Here is a 16,889-nt window from a genome sequence, read left to right on the forward strand (position 1 = left end):
TGCGAGGCAGGCGGAAACGGTGGGTTTTCGCGTGCCGATTGGGGGTCGAAAAGCGGGGTTTCGGTCTGGAATAAATATGTTGTTAACACTATATTTAGTGTTTGCAGGCAACATGTGACACCAGATAATGTGAACCTCCCTCGACGAGGGGAATCACAATCAGGCGTCAGACAAGGGACCGCAGGGTCCCGCGAAATGCCAGCAAACGGCCCCGAAATGCGGGGCGTCCGGCGTTTCCGCGGGAAACTGCAAGAGGAGAGCCGGCCGTCTTCGAGGGCGGACCGGATGCGGTGGACATTTGTGCCTTCCGGGGAGACTGCGGTTTCTTGTGGAAAGGTGCTATATATAGGGACTGAGGACCAAGAAAATGCGCATCGAACGGCGTTTCACCAAGGACGGTCAATCGGCCTATGCGGAGATCGAATTCCGCAAGGCGCTTTCCGAGATCAAGAACCCGGATGGGTCCGTGGTGTTCCGCCTCGACGGCATCGACGTGCCGGCGCAGTTCTCCCAGGTCGCCACCGACGTGCTTGCCCAGAAATATTTCCGCAAGGCCGGCGTGCCGGTGCGGCTGAAGAAAATCGAGGAAACCTCGGTTCCGTCCTTCCTGTGGCGCTCCGTCGCCGACGAGGCCGAACTCGCCAAGCTGCCCGAGAGCGAGCGCTACGGCTCCGAGACCGACGCCCGCCAGGTGTTCACGCGCCTTGCCGGCACCTGGACCTACTGGGGCTGGAAGGGCGGCTACTTCAAGTCGGAGGACGACGCCCGCGCCTTCATGGACGAGCTTTGCTACATGCTGGCCACACAGCGCGTCGCGCCGAACTCGCCGCAATGGTTCAACACCGGCCTGCACTGGGCCTACGGCATCGACGGTCCCGGCCAGGGCCATTTCTACGTCGACCCCTTCACCGGCAAGCTGACCAAGTCGAAGTCGGCCTATGAGCATCCGCAGCCGCATGCCTGCTTCATCCAGGGCGTGCAGGACGACCTCGTCAACGAGGGCGGCATCATGGACCTGTGGGTGCGCGAGGCGCGCCTGTTCAAATACGGCTCCGGCACCGGCTCCAACTTCTCCATGCTGCGCGGCGAAGGCGAAAAACTGTCCGGCGGCGGCCGCTCGTCCGGCCTGATGAGCTTCCTGAAGATCGGCGACCGCGCGGCGGGCGCCATCAAGTCGGGCGGCACGACGCGCCGCGCCGCCAAGATGGTGGTGGTCGACGCCGACCATCCCGACATCGAGGCCTATATCGACTGGAAGGTGAAGGAAGAGCAGAAGGTGGCCTCGCTGGTCACCGGCTCGAAGATCGTGCGCCAGCACCTGACCGCCATCCTGAAGGCCTGCGTCAATTGCGACGGGCCGGAAGGCGATTGCTACGACCCGCTGAAGAACCCGGCGCTGAAGCGCGAGATCAAGGCGGCGAAGAAGAATTCGGTGCCGGAGAACTACATCTACCGCATCATCCAGTTCGCCCGGCAGGGCTACAAGGACATCGAGTTCAAGACTTACGACACCGACTGGGATTCCGAGGCCTACCTCACCGTTTCCGGCCAGAACTCCAACAACTCGGTCTCGCTGAAGGACGACTTCCTGCGCGCCGTCGAGCAGGACGCCGACTGGCACCTGACCGCCCGCAAGGACGGCAGGACGCTGAAGACGCTGAAGGCCCGCGACCTGTGGGAGAAGATCGGGTACGCGGCCTGGGCCTCGGCCGATCCCGGCCTGCACTTCAACACCACGATGAACGACTGGCACACCTCGCCGGCCGCAGGCCCGATCCGCGCGTCGAACCCGTGCTCGGAATACATGTTCCTCGACGACACGGCCTGCAACCTCGCCTCGATCAACCTTCTGACCTACCGCAACGCCGACGGCGCCATCGACATCGAGCGCTACGAGCACACGGTTCGCCTGTGGACGATCGTGCTCGAGATTTCGGTGATGATGGCGCAGTTCCCGTCGAAGGAGATCGCCAAGCTTTCCTACGAATACCGCACGCTGGGCCTCGGCTACGCCAACATCGGCGGCCTCCTGATGACCTCCGGCATTCCCTACGATAGCGCCGAAGGCCGCGCCATCTGCGCCGCACTCACCTCGATCATGACCGGCATCGCCTACGCCACGTCAGCCGAGATGGCCGGCGAGCTCGGCGCCTTCCCGGATTACGACCGCAATGCCGTGAACATGCTGCGCGTCATGCGCAACCACCGCCGCGCCGCCTATGGCGACCGCGACGGCTACGAGAAGCTTGCCGTCAACCCGGTGCCGCTGGTCGCCTCCGACCTCAGGCAGGCCGCACTGGGCGACCATGCCAGGGCCGCCTGGGACCGCGCCATCGAACTTGGCGAGGAGCACGGCTACCGCAATGCACAGGCAACCGTGATCGCGCCGACCGGTACCATCGGCCTAGTCATGGACTGCGACACCACCGGCATCGAGCCAGACTTCGCGCTGGTGAAGTTCAAGAAGCTCGCCGGCGGCGGCTACTTCAAGATCATCAACGCGGCGGTTCCCGAGGCGCTGCGCTCGCTCGGCTACTCGGAATCGCAGATCGCCGAGATCGACGCCTACGCGGTCGGCCACGGCAACCTCAACCAGGCGCCCGGCATCAACCCCGGCTCGCTGAAGGCCAAGGGTTTTACCGACGAGAAGATCGCCGCCGTCAACGCGGCGCTCAAGAGCGCCTTCGACATCAAGTTCGTGTTCAACCAGTGGACGCTCGGCGCCGACTGGGTGAAGGAGACGTTCGGCTTCACCGACGAGCAGCTTTCCGACTTCTCGTTCGAGATCCTGCCGGCGCTCGGCTTTTCCAGGAAGGACATCGAGGCCGCCAACATCCATGTCTGCGGTGCGATGACGCTGGAAGGCGCGCCCTTCCTGAAGGACGAGCACCTGCCCGTGTTCGACTGCGCCACGCCGTGCGGCAAGATCGGCAAGCGCTATCTCTCGGCGGAAAGCCACATCCGCATGATGGCCGCCGCGCAGCCCTTCATCTCGGGCGCCATCTCCAAGACAATCAACATGCCCAACGAGGCGACGGTCGAGGATTGCAAGGAAGCCTACATGCTGTCGTGGAAGCTGGCGCTGAAGGCCAACGCGCTCTACCGCGACGGCTCCAAGCTCTCGCAGCCGCTCAATGCCTCGCTGCTCGCCGATGACGACGACGAGGACGACATCATCGACGAGATCGCGGCCGCCCCTACCGCCGCCAAGGCGGCGATCGTCACCGAGAAGATCGTCGAGCGCGTGATCGAGCGGCTCTACCGCGACCGCGAAAAGCTGCCGAACCGCCGTAAGGGCTACACCCAGAAGGCGATCGTCGGCGGGCACAAGGTCTATCTGCGCACCGGCGAGTTCGACGACGGCCGCCTCGGCGAGATATTCATCGACATGCACAAGGAAGGTGCGGCCTTCGGCGCCATGATGAACAACTTCGCCATCGCGATCTCGATCGGCCTGCAATACGGCGTGCCGCTGGAGGAATATGTCGACGCCTTCACCTTCGTAAAATTCGAGCCGGCCGGCATGGTCGTCGGCAATGACGCGATCAAGAGCGCCACGTCGATCCTCGACTATGTGTTCCGCGAACTGGCCATTTCCTACGCCGGCCGCAACGATCTTGCCCATGTCGACACATCGGACTTCGACAAGACCGCGCTCGGCAAGGGCATCAACGAAGGCAAGGCCACGCCCTTCTCCAAGGGCCTGACACGCGGCGCCTCGCCGGTGAAACTGGTGTCCAACGCCTCGGGCGGAGAGCCGAAAGGCCAGGCCGGCGGTTCCGCCTCCCGCGCCGCGCCTACCGCCGCCGGCGGCTCCAATGTGCGCGCCATTTCGACGGGTGCCACGGTGACGGCGCTGAAGCCGCTGACCGCGGAGCACCGCGAGGACGCCACCGCCTACAAGCGCGACTACGAAGAGCGGGCGAAGGAACTGGCGGAGGAAATCGCCGAGGACAACCATCCGGACCTCTTCGAGGAGGAGGAAGAATCGCCCACCACCGCGCTGTTCTCCGACAAGGCCCAGGCCGACGCCTCCGCCGCCAAGGCGCTGGCCGCCGAACGCCGCGCCAAGGCGGTGATGCAGGGCTACACCGGCAACATGTGCTCGGAGTGCCAGAATTTTACGATGGTGCGGAACGGCACGTGCGAGAAGTGCGATACGTGCGGGGCGACGTCAGGGTGTAGCTGAGCGGCGGTGCCTCGCGAAAATCAACATTATGTACCACAGTTCCTTCTGCGCAATTTTTGCGCAGAAGGAAAATTGCATATTTTCGACAAGAAGACCGGTCGCGAGTTCTACAGTAACCCAAGAAATGTCATGGGTGAATCGGACTACAATGTAGTCGCTTTAAAAGACAGCTACTACATCGATTTTGAATTGCGTTTCACACATATTGAGAATTTAGCAAAGCCGGTATTTGAAGATATCATAAAAGCTCAAAACCTTTCCATTTTGACTCCGGAAACTACCGCCACGATCTGCTGTTTCTTCGCCATCCAACATGCGCGTTCCAAGGCCTCGCGGGAGCGAATGTCGGACTTAGGAAATGAATTACGCAGGCGCTTCCCAGATGTGAAAACGAATGATTTGCCGGAATTTTTCAGCGATCAAGAGTACGACAAGTTCATATTTCTGAAGTTTGCGACCGAGAAACTAGCCGATCTCGCAGCTCCACTTGTTTCGAAGGTCATGGTTCTCTTAAAGCTCAATTGCGCCGGACAAATCTATATATCCGACAACCCGCTGCTGCTGCACAACCAACAGGAATTCGGCCCGTACGGCAATATCGGCCTCGGCGTACCAGGGATCGAAATTTATCATCCGATTTCCCCAGATTTGGTGCTGGGTCTCCTTTGCCCAACAATCGGTCTTCGCTTGAAGAAAGCACAGGCAGAGGCATCAAAGAGTCTCAATGATCTCCACCTTGCAGCGTTTCGAAACCCGCAAGGCTCAATTCAGGCCCAACTTGATCATCTCAAAGAGGTTGAGGAAGACCTCCAACGGGCGCGCCACTATTATTCGATGCTTTTTGAGAAAAGACTCGTTCCTATTTCAAAGGAAAACCTACTGTTCTTAAATTCACTGCAACTCCAATCTGCCTATCGTTTCGTCGGCGCTCGTAGAAAAGACTTTGCCTTCGCAAAGCAAGCAATCCGCGAAAAGCCGCATTGGAAGGATTTTCCTCGCTTTCAGTTTGGATGAAGAGATAGCATCCGCCTCGCCGCCAATACGCAACTGCCAAGCTCACCTTCTCCCCTTGTGGGAGAAGGTGGCCGAGCCGGCAGGTGAGGTCGGATGAGGGGTGGCGAGCGAAGCGGCTCGATGCCGCGAGCGAGCACGCGCCGACGTCTCAGAAATACCCCTCATCCGTCGCCTTCGGCGACACCTTCTCCCACAAGGGGAGAAGGGGGCGACCATCACGGCATCGCCAAATGCCCAACGTCGGAGATTGGAGAGGCGCAGGCGCGAAATCTCCCCTTCTCCCCTTGTGGGAGAAGGTGTCGCCCGCCAGCGAACGCAGTGAGCGGGCGAAAAGGCGACGGATGAGGGGTGTTGGACGGAGCGCCAGGCTGGAACACCCCTCATCCGACCTCGCTACGCTCGGCCACCTTCTCCCACAAGGGGAGAAGGGAAGACGTCACCGCCACGGCTCGAGCCTCGCATCCCGCACATAAGCAATGATCGTGTCGCAGACGCCGTCGATGTCTTTCAGCACATCGTCGTTCCAGAAACGCAGCACGCGGAAGCCACGTACCTTCAGTTCCGCATCGCGAACAGCATCTCGCACCGACTCCGCGTGCTGGCTGCCGTCGATCTCGACGATCAGCTTCGCTTCGAGACAGGCGAAATCGGCCACGTAGCGCCCGATCGGTACCTGCCGGCGGAATTTTATCTTGTCGAGCCGGCGGCTGCGCAGTTCGCGCCACAGCCTGTCCTCGGCCTCCGTCATGTCACGGCGAAGCTGGCGGGCAAACTGGCGCTTGGCTGGGAGCACGGGCTGGTGCGGCATGGCGCCAGATTACGCGTCCATCGCGCGTCGTCCAGCACCCCCTCATCCGTCTTGGCGCTTCGCGCCAATCCACCTTCTCCCACAAGGGCGAAGGGGTTTCGCATTTTCGCGCTTGAGCCGCGTTCAGCCGCCGTGATGTTCGGCGATCGGCTTCTGGTAGGTGAAGCCCATGTCCCAGGGGAAATAGATCCAGGTGTCCTGGCTGACCTCGGTGACGAAGGTGTCGACCAGCGGACGGCCCTTTGGCTTGGCGTAGGCGGTGGCGAAATGCGCCTGCGGCATCATTGCCCGCACGATCGCCGCCGTCTTGCCGGTATCGGTGAGGTGGTCGTCGATCAGCACTCCGGGCGAATGTCCGAGAACCGTCCTTGACTTCGGTACAATGCGTCCCCTATATCGCCGCCTGTTCTGGCCTATTGGTGCCGGACGGGCGATTAGCTCAGCGGGAGAGCACACCCTTCACACGGGTGGGGTCGCAGGTTCAATCCCTGCATCGCCCACCATTCTCCCTGACATCGAATGGCTACCAGTCACGCCCACCATTGCAGACCAGCATCGCACCCGTGGTAAAGGACGATGCATCGGACGCCAGGTAGACGGCGGCTCCCGCCATCTCACCCGGCTTGCCGACCCGGCCCATTGGAATTTGCGACATCATCTTGCGCGCCGTTTCGGTGTGCGGCTGACCGGTCGCGCTGACGTTGCCGGGACAGAGTGCGTTGACGCGGATAAGCGGTGCGAGGTTCACGGCGAGGTAGCGCGTCATCATCCACAACGCCGCCTTGCTGGCGCCGTAGGCGGTGTTGTGGATCACCGGCACCGGCAGGAGGCCGGAGCCTGAGACGACGTTGACGATCGAGGCCGGCCGCTCCGCGTCGACATGGCCGTGGAACAGTGCCTTGATCAGCCGGTAGGTGCCGAGCACGTTGGTCTGATAGGTTTCATTGAACATCTCGTCCGGAATTTCGAGGATCTTCAGGTCCGCCGGAATGCCGGCCTTGCCGCTGGCGAAAGCACAATTGACCAGAGCATCGGCCATGCCGAACTCGGCCTCAACCGCACCGGCCACTGCCGTGACGCCCTCGACAGTGCTGACGTCGGCCGGACAGGCGACAATCCTCCGCTTCGGTTCGGCTCCACGCACCGCCTCGGCCGCTTTGGCAAGACGCTCGGCGCCGCGCGCAACCATGATGACGTCGGCGCCCGCCTGCGCCATGCCGAGCGCGATCGACAGGCCGATATTGCTGCTGGCACCGGTGACGACAGCTGTTTTGCCGTCGAGCCTCAGGCCGCCAGGCGGCAGACCGTACATGCCACTTGAAAAGTCGATTTCGTCTTCTGCGATCATCCCGCCCCTCAACCAGTACTGACAGGATGATCCCTGTCAGTTGCACACATGCAACGTGCGCGATGCGCCCGTCAACGAGGGGTATCCGGCCGCACCTCGGGCCGAATTCCCTTGAGGGGCCAGCTGGGCTACATGGTGGTTAGCCACAGTTCACAAAGCCCGGCCAAGCTCAGGATGCAAAAACGCCAGTTCAGGATTTTACGGTGCGCAATTGCCGGCATCGACGCGGTGGAGGCCGAGACGCGCCACGTCTTCCAGCGCCACACGCACGAAAATTTCGGCATCGGTGTCATCCACCGCGGCGCGCAGAAATCGCTGAGCGGGCGTGGCATGGTGGAGGCCGGGGCCGGCGACGTCATCACCGTCAATCCCGGCGAGGTGCATGACGGTGCGCCGATCGGCAACGCGGGCCGCGCGTGGCGCATGCTCTATCTCGACCCCGCGCTGATCGCCGCGGCGAGCCTGGACATCAGCGACGGCAAAACGGCGGAATTCGAGTTCTCCCTGCCGGTCATCCGCGATGCCGGCGTGGCCGCCGGTTTCGCAAGGCTTTTCGGTGCTCTCACGGCCGATCGCGCCACCGAGGCCGGCCAAGAGGAAGCGCTATTGCTGCTGCTTGCCAGGGTTGTCGGCGGACAGGGCGGCGGCGGCCGTGCCGTGCCGCAGGCGGTTTCGCGCGCCAGGATGCTCATCGACGACGACCCGGCTGCACCCCTCACGCTGGCCGACCTGGCGCGCGAAAGCGGCCTCAGCCGCTTCCAGATGGTGCGGGCGTTCGCAAAGGCCACCGGCCTCACGCCGCACGCCTATCTCGTGCAGCGCCGCATCGACACGGCGCGCCGGCTGATCGCCGGCGGCGCGACGCTGGCGGAAGCCGCGCTTGCCAGCGGCTTCGCTGACCAGAGCCACATGACGCGCACCTTCGTGCGCAAATACGGCGTCTCTCCCGGCGTCTACGCCGGCGCGATGGCTTGACGGTTTTTCGCGGCGCCTGCAATTTCGTTCAAGATCATTTTCAGCCGCTCGGCTCTTCTTCCGCCCTGCAACGGGACGGAAGAGCAAGGAATGTCGAGACAGGTTCAGGGATATCTTTATCTGGCGGCCGCCATGGTGATGGTCGGCAGCACGGTGATTGCCAGCAAGCTGATCGCGTCCGGCCTGCCGCCGTTCACGGCCACTGCACTGCGGTTTGCGATCGCGCTGCCGTTCTTTCTCGCCCTGATGCGGCTGGCGGGAACTCCATGGCCGAAGCCCGGTCGCCGGGATTGGGTTTTGCTCATCCTGCAGGCGGGTGCGGGCAGCGTCGGCTACACGACACTGCTGATTTCCGGGCTGCGGCTGACATCGGCGGCCAGTGCCGGCCTCATCATCGGCACCCTGCCGGTGGTTTCCGCCGCGATCGCCATCCTTGTTCTTGGCGAGCGGCCGCACCGGTTCCTGCTGATGGCGATTGCGCTCGCCACCGTCGGCGTGCTGTCCATCACCTTCCAGTCCGGCGGCGGCCACTCGTTGCTCGGCAATGCCCTGATCTTCGCGGCGGTCGTCTGCGAAGGCCTGTTCATCCTGCTCAACAAGCGCCTGCATGTCGATGTCGCGCCGCTCGCCCTGTCGGCGCTGATGACCGGCCTGGGCTTGACGGTCTCCATAATGCCTGCGCTTCTCTTCGAAGCACCGTGGACAATCGAGGCCGGCGGTGCGGCGCTGGCAGCCGTCGGCTACTACGCGCTGGTGCCGACGGTCGGCGGTTTCGTGCTCTGGTATGCAGGGTCGGCGCGGGTCAGCGGCGCGGAGGCGTCGCTGTTTACAGCACTTGCCCCGGTTTCGGCGGTATTTTTCGCGGTTGTCCTGCTGGGTGAACCGGTAAGTGCCGCCCAGATATTCGGGATAGGCTGCGTTCTCGTCGCGGTGGTCGGCCTCGGTTTGACGCGCAAATCCGATTCCGCGATCGCTTCTGCAAATCTCGTCCCGGAAAGGTAGCCCCATGCAGTTCAGCCATTCGACGGAAATCTGGCAGGATTTTCCCGAGCTCGTTGCCGGCGTGCTGTTTGCCGAGGGGATCGGTGGCAACGCGTCCATCGACGCGGCGGTCGTAAAATTCAACGCGATCGCCGCAACCAGGCTTGCGGCAGGCCCGGAAGGCGAACTGCCGGAGATCCAGGCATGGCGTCGAACCTTTTCGCACATGGGTCTCAAGCCGACGCAATACCGCTGCGCGTCGGAAGCGCTGCTGCGCCGTTTCCGGCAGGAAGGATCACTGCCTCGTTTGCATCCGCTGGTCGATCTCTGCAACGCGGTGTCGCTCGCCTTCGCCATCCCGGTCGCGATATTCGACGTTGCGAAAATCGCCGGCGACCTGCAGGTGCGCTACGCAACCGGCGCCGAAACCTACCAGACCTTTTCGGGCGAGATCGAAAACCCCGGCGCCCGCGAGGTGATTTTCGCCGATGCCGAGAGCCGGGCTCACGCGCGGCGGTGGACGAACCGGCAGAGCGGCCATTCGGCCGTCAATGCCAGTACCAGTAGCGTGCTGATCGTCGCCGAGGCCATGCATGCATCGGCGGCGGCCGATGTCCGCAAGCTCGTGGCGGCGCTCGCCGGCGAACTCGGCGCGATCTGGTCGGTGACGGCGAAGACGGGAATATTGGAGCGGTCGTCGCCGCGTTTCGAGGTTCGAGGCTAGGCCCGCGCGGCCGCGATCAAGTCTTTGGCCAGCGGCACGGTCAGTTCATCGAAATGCGAGATGACGCGCGACGGCTCGAATTCGCGCACATGGCGGTCGGTGTAGCCGAAATCCACGGCAACGACCGGGATTCCGGCTGCCTTTGCCGTATCGATGTCGGTCCGCGAATCGCCCACCATCAAGGCCTGCTCCGGATCGCCGCTGGCCATTGCGATGGTTTCGGTCAGATGACGCGGATCGGGCTTGCGGAAGGCGAACGTGTCCTGGCCGCAGATCGCAGCGAAATGGCCGCTCATGCCGAGCGCCTCGACCAGCTTCCTGGCAAAACCCTCGGTCTTGTTGGTGCAGATCGCCATCAGGAAACCGGCTTTCTCGAAGCGCCGGATGGCGTCGATCACGCCGGGGTAGGGCAGCGATTTGCCGGGCATGTTGGCGCCATAGTGGTCCAGGAACAGCGTGTAGAGCCGGTCGTGTTCCTCGACCGCGAGGGCTTTCTGCTGTGCCGCGAACGCCCGCTCGATCATGACCCGCGCGCCATGCCCGGCGTAGGTGCGGAACCAGGCTGCTTCGGTCGGCGTCATGCTGGCGGTGCCGAGGCTGTGGTTGAGGCTGTCGAGCAGGTCGGGCGCGGTATCGACCAGCGTCCCGTCGAGATCGAACACCACGATTGGCTTGTTCATTGTTTATCGCTCCGCCCGACTGTGCTGGCCGGGTTCGCCGGATAGCCCGCGCAATCTCGATAGGCAAGCGTTTGCATGGCACGAAATGCCGTGAAAACCTTTGCCACGCCTCGCAAAGATGCTAGGAGCGGCCACGTTTGGAAGGGGGCGGATAGTTCTCTCATGGATGCAAAAGCGCTGAAGATCGAAGCCGCGCGGGCAGCACTCACCCACGTCGAAAGCGGCATGCGGCTCGGCATCGGCACCGGCTCGACGGCGGAGGAATTCGTCCGCCTGCTTGCTGAAAAGGTCTCGGCCGGCATGGCGGTCACCGGCGTCCCCACGTCCGAGCGCACCGCCGCGCTTTGCCGGGAACTCGGTGTCCCGCTCGCCACGCTGGACGAGATGCCCGAACTCGACCTGACCGTCGACGGCGCCGACGAGGTCGATCCCCGGCTTGCGCTGATCAAGGGCGGCGGCGGCGCGCTGCTGCGCGAAAAGATCGTCGCGGCCGCGTCCACCCGCATGATCGTCATTGCCGACCAATCCAAGCTGGTCGAAACGCTCGGCCGGTTTCCGCTGCCGATCGAGGTCAACCGTTTCGGCCTCCGGGCAACCGAACTGGCGATCGCGCGCGCGGCTGGAAAACTCGGCCTGGACGGCCCCCTGACATTGAGGATGACGAACGGCGAAGCTTTTGTTACAGACGGCGGACATTTGATCCTCGATGCATCTTTTGGCCGCATTCCGGATACAAGAGCGCTGTCCGAGGCTCTGCACGCCATTCCCGGCGTCGTCGAGCATGGTCTGTTTCTGGGGCTGGCGACCGCGGTCATTCTTGCGGACCCCGCCGGCATCCAGACCTTGCAAGCGACCCGCTAAACAGGAGTTCGATCTGCCATGACTTTTGCCAAACGCGCCCGCCGCATCACCCTCGGCCTTGCGGCAGTCGCGAGTCTTTCCGGCGCGGCATTCGCCCAGGACATTTCCGAAAGCCATCTCAAGGCGTGCCGTGCGGCCGTTGATGCGATCAACGCGACCGATTCTTACGACGGCATCCTGCCGACCGCCGCGCAGGCGCTGAAGACCCAGCTCATCCAGAAGAATCCCGACCTGCAGGAAGTGGTCATCAAGACGGTGGACGAGGAGACCATCAAGATGGTTTCGCGGCGCGGCGACCTCGAGCGCGAAGCCGGGACGGCCTATGCGCGCGTCTTCAACGAGAAGCAGTGCAGCGAGATCGCCGCATTCTACCAGTCGGAAACCGGTCTCAAGCTGCTTGCCGACGGCCCGATCGTCACCCGCGAACTGATGAAAGCGGCAAATATCTGGCAGAACGGCGTCGCCCGCGATCTCGCACAGGCGGTTGGCCAGGCGCTTGCCACGACGCTGAAGGATATGCCGCCGCTCGAACTTCCGGCCCAGGATGGCAGCCAGGCAGTGCCGCCTGTCGATGGCGCTGCTCCGGGCACGCAGGTGCCGGTCCCTGAGGCCCCTGCCGCGCCGGCGGCGAATTGATCGATCAATTCGGCTGATTTCGACTTCGATGAAACGCAAAGCCCGGCCGCCGCGCCGGGCTTTTCTTTTTCGCGGCGGACCTCTACCTGTGGCGCTGCAGCATGAATTGGAAGGGCAGGGCATGGCCAGCTATGACTACGATCTTTTCGTCATCGGCGGCGGCTCGGGCGGCGTTCGCGCCGCGCGCGTGACGGCTGGGCTCGGCAAGCGGGTCGCCATCGCCGAGGAGTTCCGCTACGGCGGCACCTGCGTCATTCGCGGTTGCGTGCCGAAGAAGCTCTATGTCTACGCCTCGCAGTTTCCCGAGCATTTCGCCGATGCCGCGGGTTACGGCTGGAGCGTGCCGAAGGCGAAGTTCGACTGGCGCACCCTTGTCGCCAACAAGGAGCGCGAAATCTCGCGCCTCGAGGGCCTGTACCAAAATGGCGTCGAAAAGGCCGGTGGCGAGGCCTTTCATTCGCGCGCCGTGCTGGTCGATGCCCACACGGTGCGCATCGAAAGCGAGGACCGCACGGTCACCGCCGACCAGATCCTGATCGCCACCGGAGGCCGGCCCAACCCGCACGCAGCGCTTCCCGGCCACGAACACTGCATCTTCTCCAACGAGGCGTTCGACCTGCCCGAACTGCCGAAGGCGATCGTCATTGCTGGCGGCGGCTACATCGCCGTCGAGTTCGCCAACATCTTCCACGGTCTCGGCGTCGAGACGACCCTGGTCTATCGCGGCATGGAGATCCTGCAGCGATTCGACATGGATTTGCGGCGCATGCTGCACGAGACCATGGAGAAGAAGGGCATCCGCATCCTCTGCCAGGAAATCTTCACGGCGATCGACAAGCGCCCGGACGGCCGCCTCGACGCACATCTCTCCGGCGGCGAGGTGATCACCGCCGACCAGGTCATGCTGGCGCTTGGCCGCATTCCCAATACGGAAAATCTCGGGCTCGAGGCTGCGGGCGTCGAACTCGGCAAGGTCGGCGAGATCAATGTCGACAAATTCTCGCGCACCAGTGTGAAGAACATCTGGGCGATCGGCGATGTCACCAACCGGGTCCAACTCACTCCGGTCGCGATTCACGAGGCGATGTGCTTCGTCGATACGGCGTTCCGCGACAACCCGACCAAGCCCGATCACAAGACGGTGCCGACGGCGGTGTTCTCGCAGCCGGAGATCGGCACTGTCGGCCTCTCCGAAGACGAGGCATCGAGCCGTTTCGACGACATCGAAGTATACCGGGCCGTGTTCCGGCCGATGCGGCACACGCTGTCGGGGCGTGAGGAAAAGATGCTGGTGAAGCTGATCGTCGACACCGACACCCGTCTCGTGCTTGGCGCCCACATTCTCGGCCCCGACGCCGGCGAGATGGCGCAGTTGCTCGGCATCTCGCTCAAGGCCGGCCTCACCAAGGACGATTTCGACCACACCATGGCGGTGCATCCGACCGCGGCGGAAGAACTGGTCACCATGTATACGCCGAGCTACCGTGTCAGGAACGGTGCGCGCGATATCTAGATTGACCTGGATCCTCCCCCGTTTACGGGGGAGGGGGACCGCCGAAGGCGGTGGAGGGGGCTAGGCACTTCAGCGCTCAATACCTAGCCGACCCGTCGCTCGCCGAGCGTAACCGCCGTTCCGTCAAACAGCCAGCCGATCAATTCCGGCCACAACACATCGGCGAAGCGCGAGCGGAAGAAACCGAGGTGGCCGATCTTCCGGCCGCCCGCGTCGTCGGGCGAAATCCAGCGTTCCTCGACCGGCGCATTCTCGTAGCGTTTCATCAGCGCCGCCACGGCTTTCGGCGTGCCCCAGATGTCGTCGGTCAGGCCGAGCGCCAGGATCGGCGTTTTCACGTCCCTGTAGCGGGCCGTCTCGGCAAGCGACGCATCGCCGAAGAAATAGTCCGGGTGCCGGCACCAGCGTGCCCAGTCGCGGAAGACGCTCGCCGGGATCGGCTCGCCCAGCCCCATCCAGCGCGGCATGTCGGTGAAGAGAAAGGATACAGGCACGCCGACCAGCGTCATGCGCGGTCCAGCCCACGGATCGTTCAAATCCTTCAGATAGCCGGACATCGTCGCCACCATGCCGTAGCGCTTGAAGCGGCCGGCAATGCCGCACAGGCCAAGCGCCTGGCCGCCGAAGGACTGGCCGACGCCCACCATTTCATGGCCGGGTGCCACTGCGTCGAGGGTGGCGACCGCCGCAGGCAGGTCGAACAGCGCCCAGTCCTTCATGCTGATGCGCTTCTTCCAGCCGTTCGGCCGTGCCGAGCCTCCGGTTCCGCGATAATCGTAGATAAGTGCTGCGCGTGCGCCTTTCTCTACCGAAGCCCTGGCGAAGGCGGCGTAGAGGCCGCGCGGCACCGCGGTGGCCGACGAAATCAGCACCAGGGGCTTGTCGCCGGTACCCTCAAACAGCGTGCCGGCCAACGGAAAGCCGTCCGGGGTCGGGATGGAGATATCGCGCTGGACGACGGCGAAAGCTGGCGAGACCAGGCTTTCTTGGTCGCTGGATTGCGCGTCCTCAACGGCGGCGTTGTCTCGGCTAGGCATCTTCTCCTCCGGTCTGGAGCAGAGGTTACCATTGACGTTAACGTCAAAGTCAAGGGTTATCGTTTAGACTTGAACGATTTCAAGCGGCCCATCGTTTATTTTATGCAGCTATTGTGAGGGTTGGTAGTTTGCGGAGTAGTTGATGGGGCAGGGCAAGTTTTACTTTTTCATGCGTTGGATCATGCCACCCATCATGGTGTTTGGCGGGGTGCTCCTTCATCAGACGCACCCTCATATTGTAGCCTCGTTCCTCCTTGCTCTTGCGGTCGGTGTTGTGGTTTTGGGTTGTTGGCTCATCTATGCGGGCTGGCCGACATCAGCAGACCGGGTGAAGCAAGGCATGGATGCTCACGCCTTCACTATTCTCGGTTCCTTTATCTTGGGTTGTGGGCTGTATGGGACCTATCTCGGCTGGAAGCTCGTAATGCTCGAGTGGCCAGAAACTAGCGTCGGTTCGTTGGCCGGTTGACAGCGGCGTCTCCCGCGGGACATGCAAGGCGAAACGGCCGCCCAATGCGCGGTGTCTCCAGGGTGAAACATGCTTCAATCGGCTGACGTGGAAAAAGGCCCGCTCCGCATCGTGCTCTTTTCCGGCGGCACTGCCTGCCGCAACATAAACATCGCGCTCTGCAAGTCCCCGGTCGAGATCACCCGCATCGTTCCCGCCTGGGACAGCGGCGGCAGTTCGAAGGTCATCCGCGAAGCCTTCGGCATGCTGCCGGTCGGCGATATCCGCCAGGCCCTGATGACCATGGCGCATGGCGAGGGCAGGGCCGGCGATGTCGTGAAGATCTGCAACGCCCGGCTATCGAGTACGCTCCGCAATGCCGATGCCCGGTCGGAATTCGACTACTATGTGCGCGGCGAGCACCCGCTGCTGCAGCGGATGGAAGCCGGCCTGCGCGGCGCGATCCTCGATTATCTGGAGCTGTTCAGGCGCCATATCCCGGAGGATTTCGACTTCCGCAACGGCTCCATCGGCAATTTCATCCTCGCCGGCGCCTTCATCGCCCACCAATCCGACATCAACAACGCGGTGTTCGTGTTCCGCGAGCTCTGCTCGATCGACGGTTTCGTCTGGCCGGTGTCGGTCGGCAACGATATCCAGCTCGGCGCCGCCTTGCGAAACGGCCGCGAGATCGCCGGCCAGCATCTGGTGACGTCGCTGTCCGACGAGGATGCGGCCGCCGGCATCGGCCGGATCGAACTCTCCGCCACCGGCGGCGGCGCGGTTCTTGCCAACGACGCGATCATTCCGGCCATCGCCGGCGCCGATGCCATCGTCTTCGGCCCCGGCAGCTTCTACACCAGCATCCTGCCGCACCTGCTGGTCGAAGGGGTTGGCGAGGCGATCGCGCAAAACCGCGATGCGCCCAAAACCTTCGTCGGCAACATCCTCGAATGCACCGAGACAATCGGTGCCGACCTGGCCGGCCTGGTGGACGTCTTCCTGGCCGTCTGGAAACAGAAAGTCGGCGATGCTGCGCCGCTCACCCACGTTGTCGACAACCGCGAGCTTTTTCCATTCGAAAAGACTGTCGGGAAATTCCGCTATCTGCGCAGCGGCGCCCTGGACCGGCTGTGCGAGGCAAATGCCATCACGCGTATCTCCAGCGATTTCGAGGATGCCTGGAACCGCGGCCAGCATGACGGCCGCTCGGTTGCGGCAACGCTGCTCGACGTGGCCAAGACGGCCCGCGCGCATATGCGATGAACCAGCCTGTCTATGGATGTGCTTGAGGACCTGTCAGACTGGTATCGTTGAAGCTCGACGCCTCCTGCATCGGCCCGAAAACCGGAATCGGTTTTCGGAAAGCACGATGCAGCAGATTCAATGTTTTAGAGCGTCCTTTGTGCGTCCGATTGGACGCACGGCGCTCTAGCCTTCCGCCTTGAAGTTTCGCGCTTCCTTTTCGATCTTCGCGCTGTCCTTGCCGTGCTTGTCAATCAGGTCCTTTGCCTGCTTGGGCGACAAATCGGTAGTCTCCGCCAGCCGCAGCGCCTTGCGGTCCTTGTCGCCGGTCGAAGACTTTCGGTTCTCGGACTTTTTCGCGGTTTTCATCAGCGTTACTCCTTTGATCCATCACAACGGAGGGTGACGCATGAGTGTTCCCGCTGCGGTG

General features: G+C 62.9%; 15 protein-coding genes, 1 tRNA gene and 1 pseudogene. 11 read left to right on the forward strand and 6 right to left on the reverse strand.

From position 1 onward, the window contains the following. Window positions 1-367: 367 nt before the first annotated feature. Window positions 368-4,189 (forward strand): vitamin B12-dependent ribonucleotide reductase, encoded by a 3,822-nt coding sequence (locus OHD58_RS10955; protein WP_263803284.1) that lies wholly within the window; start codon window positions 368-370, stop codon window positions 4,187-4,189. A 6-nt stretch (window positions 4,190-4,195) separates the two neighbouring features. Then, window positions 4,196-5,203: a DUF4238 domain-containing protein gene (locus OHD58_RS10960; RefSeq protein WP_263803286.1), complete on the forward strand. Its 1,008-nt coding sequence runs from the start codon at window positions 4,196-4,198 to the stop codon at window positions 5,201-5,203. A gap of 436 nt (window positions 5,204-5,639) precedes the next feature. Here the strand turns inward: OHD58_RS10960 and OHD58_RS10965 are convergent, their stop codons facing one another. Both OHD58_RS10965 and OHD58_RS10970 read right to left on the reverse strand, forming a co-directional pair. After that, window positions 5,640-6,011, reverse strand: coding sequence for an endonuclease domain-containing protein (locus OHD58_RS10965; RefSeq protein ID WP_263803287.1), 372 nt, complete (start codon window positions 6,009-6,011; stop codon window positions 5,640-5,642). Window positions 6,012-6,134: 123 nt separating this feature from the next. Continuing rightward, window positions 6,135-6,356 (reverse strand): annotated as a pseudogene (locus tag OHD58_RS10970) (xanthine phosphoribosyltransferase); the annotation flags it as partial. Between the two features lie 83 nt (window positions 6,357-6,439). Here OHD58_RS10970 and OHD58_RS10975 point away from each other — a divergent pair. After that, window positions 6,440-6,514, forward strand: a tRNA-Val gene (locus OHD58_RS10975). A 20-nt stretch (window positions 6,515-6,534) separates the two neighbouring features. Here the strand turns inward: OHD58_RS10975 and OHD58_RS10980 are convergent. Further along, the gene (locus OHD58_RS10980) at window positions 6,535-7,359 is read right to left on the reverse strand and encodes an SDR family NAD(P)-dependent oxidoreductase (protein WP_263803288.1); all 825 of its coding nucleotides are present in this window, start codon (window positions 7,357-7,359) and stop codon (window positions 6,535-6,537) included. Between the two features lie 174 nt (window positions 7,360-7,533). On the opposite strand from OHD58_RS10980, the gene OHD58_RS10985 reads away from it, so the two are divergent. The 3 genes from OHD58_RS10985 to OHD58_RS10995 all read left to right on the forward strand — a co-directional run bounded on the left by OHD58_RS10985 (window position 7,534) and on the right by OHD58_RS10995 (window position 10,039). Continuing rightward, window positions 7,534-8,334 carry an AraC family transcriptional regulator gene (locus tag OHD58_RS10985; RefSeq protein ID WP_263803289.1) on the forward strand — a complete coding sequence of 267 codons (801 nt, stop codon included), beginning with the start codon at window positions 7,534-7,536 and terminating at the stop codon, window positions 8,332-8,334. Between the two features lie 90 nt (window positions 8,335-8,424). Next, the gene (locus OHD58_RS10990) at window positions 8,425-9,336 is read left to right on the forward strand and encodes a DMT family transporter (RefSeq protein WP_263803290.1); all 912 of its coding nucleotides are present in this window, start codon (window positions 8,425-8,427) and stop codon (window positions 9,334-9,336) included. Between the two features lie 4 nt (window positions 9,337-9,340). Then, entirely contained in the window at window positions 9,341-10,039 is a 699-nt protein-coding gene (locus OHD58_RS10995; protein ID WP_263803292.1) for a B3/4 domain-containing protein, read from the forward strand. Here the strand turns inward: OHD58_RS10995 and OHD58_RS11000 are convergent. Continuing rightward, window positions 10,036-10,719: an HAD family hydrolase gene (locus OHD58_RS11000; protein ID WP_263803293.1), complete on the reverse strand. Its 684-nt coding sequence runs from the start codon at window positions 10,717-10,719 to the stop codon at window positions 10,036-10,038. The two genes, OHD58_RS10995 and OHD58_RS11000, sit on opposite strands and share 4 nt — an antisense overlap. A 162-nt stretch (window positions 10,720-10,881) precedes the next feature. Between OHD58_RS11000 and rpiA the strand changes: the two genes are divergently transcribed. The 3 genes from rpiA to gor all read left to right on the forward strand — a co-directional run bounded on the left by rpiA (window position 10,882) and on the right by gor (window position 13,729). After that, window positions 10,882-11,580: a ribose-5-phosphate isomerase RpiA gene (gene rpiA, locus OHD58_RS11005; RefSeq protein ID WP_263803294.1), complete on the forward strand. Its 699-nt coding sequence runs from the start codon at window positions 10,882-10,884 to the stop codon at window positions 11,578-11,580. 18 nt (window positions 11,581-11,598) lie between these two features. Beyond that, window positions 11,599-12,216 carry a DUF2059 domain-containing protein gene (locus tag OHD58_RS11010; protein WP_263803295.1) on the forward strand — a complete coding sequence of 206 codons (618 nt, stop codon included), beginning with the start codon at window positions 11,599-11,601 and terminating at the stop codon, window positions 12,214-12,216. A 121-nt stretch (window positions 12,217-12,337) separates the two neighbouring features. Further along, complete coding sequence (gene gor, locus OHD58_RS11015; protein WP_263803296.1) at window positions 12,338-13,729, forward strand: glutathione-disulfide reductase; 1,392 nt, start codon at window positions 12,338-12,340, stop codon at window positions 13,727-13,729. Between the two features lie 83 nt (window positions 13,730-13,812). On the opposite strand, the gene OHD58_RS11020 is transcribed toward gor, so the two are convergent. Then, complete coding sequence (locus tag OHD58_RS11020) at window positions 13,813-14,673, reverse strand: alpha/beta fold hydrolase (protein WP_412177204.1); 861 nt, start codon at window positions 14,671-14,673, stop codon at window positions 13,813-13,815. Window positions 14,674-14,908: 235 nt separating this feature from the next. Here OHD58_RS11020 and OHD58_RS11025 point away from each other — a divergent pair, with 235 nt between their 5' ends. Both OHD58_RS11025 and OHD58_RS11030 read left to right on the forward strand, forming a co-directional pair. Continuing rightward, window positions 14,909-15,235: a hypothetical protein gene (locus OHD58_RS11025; RefSeq protein ID WP_263803298.1), complete on the forward strand. Its 327-nt coding sequence runs from the start codon at window positions 14,909-14,911 to the stop codon at window positions 15,233-15,235. 69 nt (window positions 15,236-15,304) lie between these two features. Beyond that, window positions 15,305-16,480 (forward strand): gluconeogenesis factor YvcK family protein, encoded by a 1,176-nt coding sequence (locus OHD58_RS11030; RefSeq protein WP_263803299.1) that lies wholly within the window; start codon window positions 15,305-15,307, stop codon window positions 16,478-16,480. Window positions 16,481-16,645: 165 nt separating this feature from the next. On the opposite strand, the gene OHD58_RS11035 is transcribed toward OHD58_RS11030, so the two are convergent. After that, window positions 16,646-16,828, reverse strand: a complete 183-nt coding sequence (locus tag OHD58_RS11035) for a hypothetical protein (RefSeq protein WP_263803300.1) — start codon at window positions 16,826-16,828, stop codon at window positions 16,646-16,648. Window positions 16,829-16,889 lie beyond the last annotated feature (61 nt).

The organism is Mesorhizobium sp. ZC-5, from assembly GCF_025753855.1.
Classification (GTDB): domain Bacteria; phylum Pseudomonadota; class Alphaproteobacteria; order Rhizobiales; family Rhizobiaceae; genus Neomesorhizobium.

Bases quoted from the DNA above. Each gene is read 5' to 3' on its own strand.
- OHD58_RS10955 (WP_263803284.1), top strand. From the start codon at position 368: ATGCGCATCGAACGGCGTTTCACCAAGGACGGTCAATCGGCCTATGCG.
- OHD58_RS10965 (WP_263803287.1), bottom strand. From the start codon at position 6,011: ATGCCGCACCAGCCCGTGCTCCCAGCCAAGCGCCAGTTTGCCCGCCAG.
- OHD58_RS10980 (WP_263803288.1), bottom strand. From the start codon at position 7,359: ATGATCGCAGAAGACGAAATCGACTTTTCAAGTGGCATGTACGGTCTG.
- OHD58_RS10985 (WP_263803289.1), top strand. From the start codon at position 7,534: ATGCAAAAACGCCAGTTCAGGATTTTACGGTGCGCAATTGCCGGCATC.
- OHD58_RS10990 (WP_263803290.1), top strand. From the start codon at position 8,425: ATGTCGAGACAGGTTCAGGGATATCTTTATCTGGCGGCCGCCATGGTG.
- OHD58_RS10995 (WP_263803292.1), top strand. From the start codon at position 9,341: ATGCAGTTCAGCCATTCGACGGAAATCTGGCAGGATTTTCCCGAGCTC.
- OHD58_RS11000 (WP_263803293.1), bottom strand. From the start codon at position 10,719: ATGAACAAGCCAATCGTGGTGTTCGATCTCGACGGGACGCTGGTCGAT.
- rpiA (WP_263803294.1), top strand. From the start codon at position 10,882: ATGGATGCAAAAGCGCTGAAGATCGAAGCCGCGCGGGCAGCACTCACC.
- OHD58_RS11010 (WP_263803295.1), top strand. From the start codon at position 11,599: ATGACTTTTGCCAAACGCGCCCGCCGCATCACCCTCGGCCTTGCGGCA.
- gor (WP_263803296.1), top strand. From the start codon at position 12,338: ATGGCCAGCTATGACTACGATCTTTTCGTCATCGGCGGCGGCTCGGGC.
- OHD58_RS11025 (WP_263803298.1), top strand. From the start codon at position 14,909: ATGGGGCAGGGCAAGTTTTACTTTTTCATGCGTTGGATCATGCCACCC.
- OHD58_RS11030 (WP_263803299.1), top strand. From the start codon at position 15,305: ATGCTTCAATCGGCTGACGTGGAAAAAGGCCCGCTCCGCATCGTGCTC.
- OHD58_RS11035 (WP_263803300.1), bottom strand. From the start codon at position 16,828: ATGAAAACCGCGAAAAAGTCCGAGAACCGAAAGTCTTCGACCGGCGAC.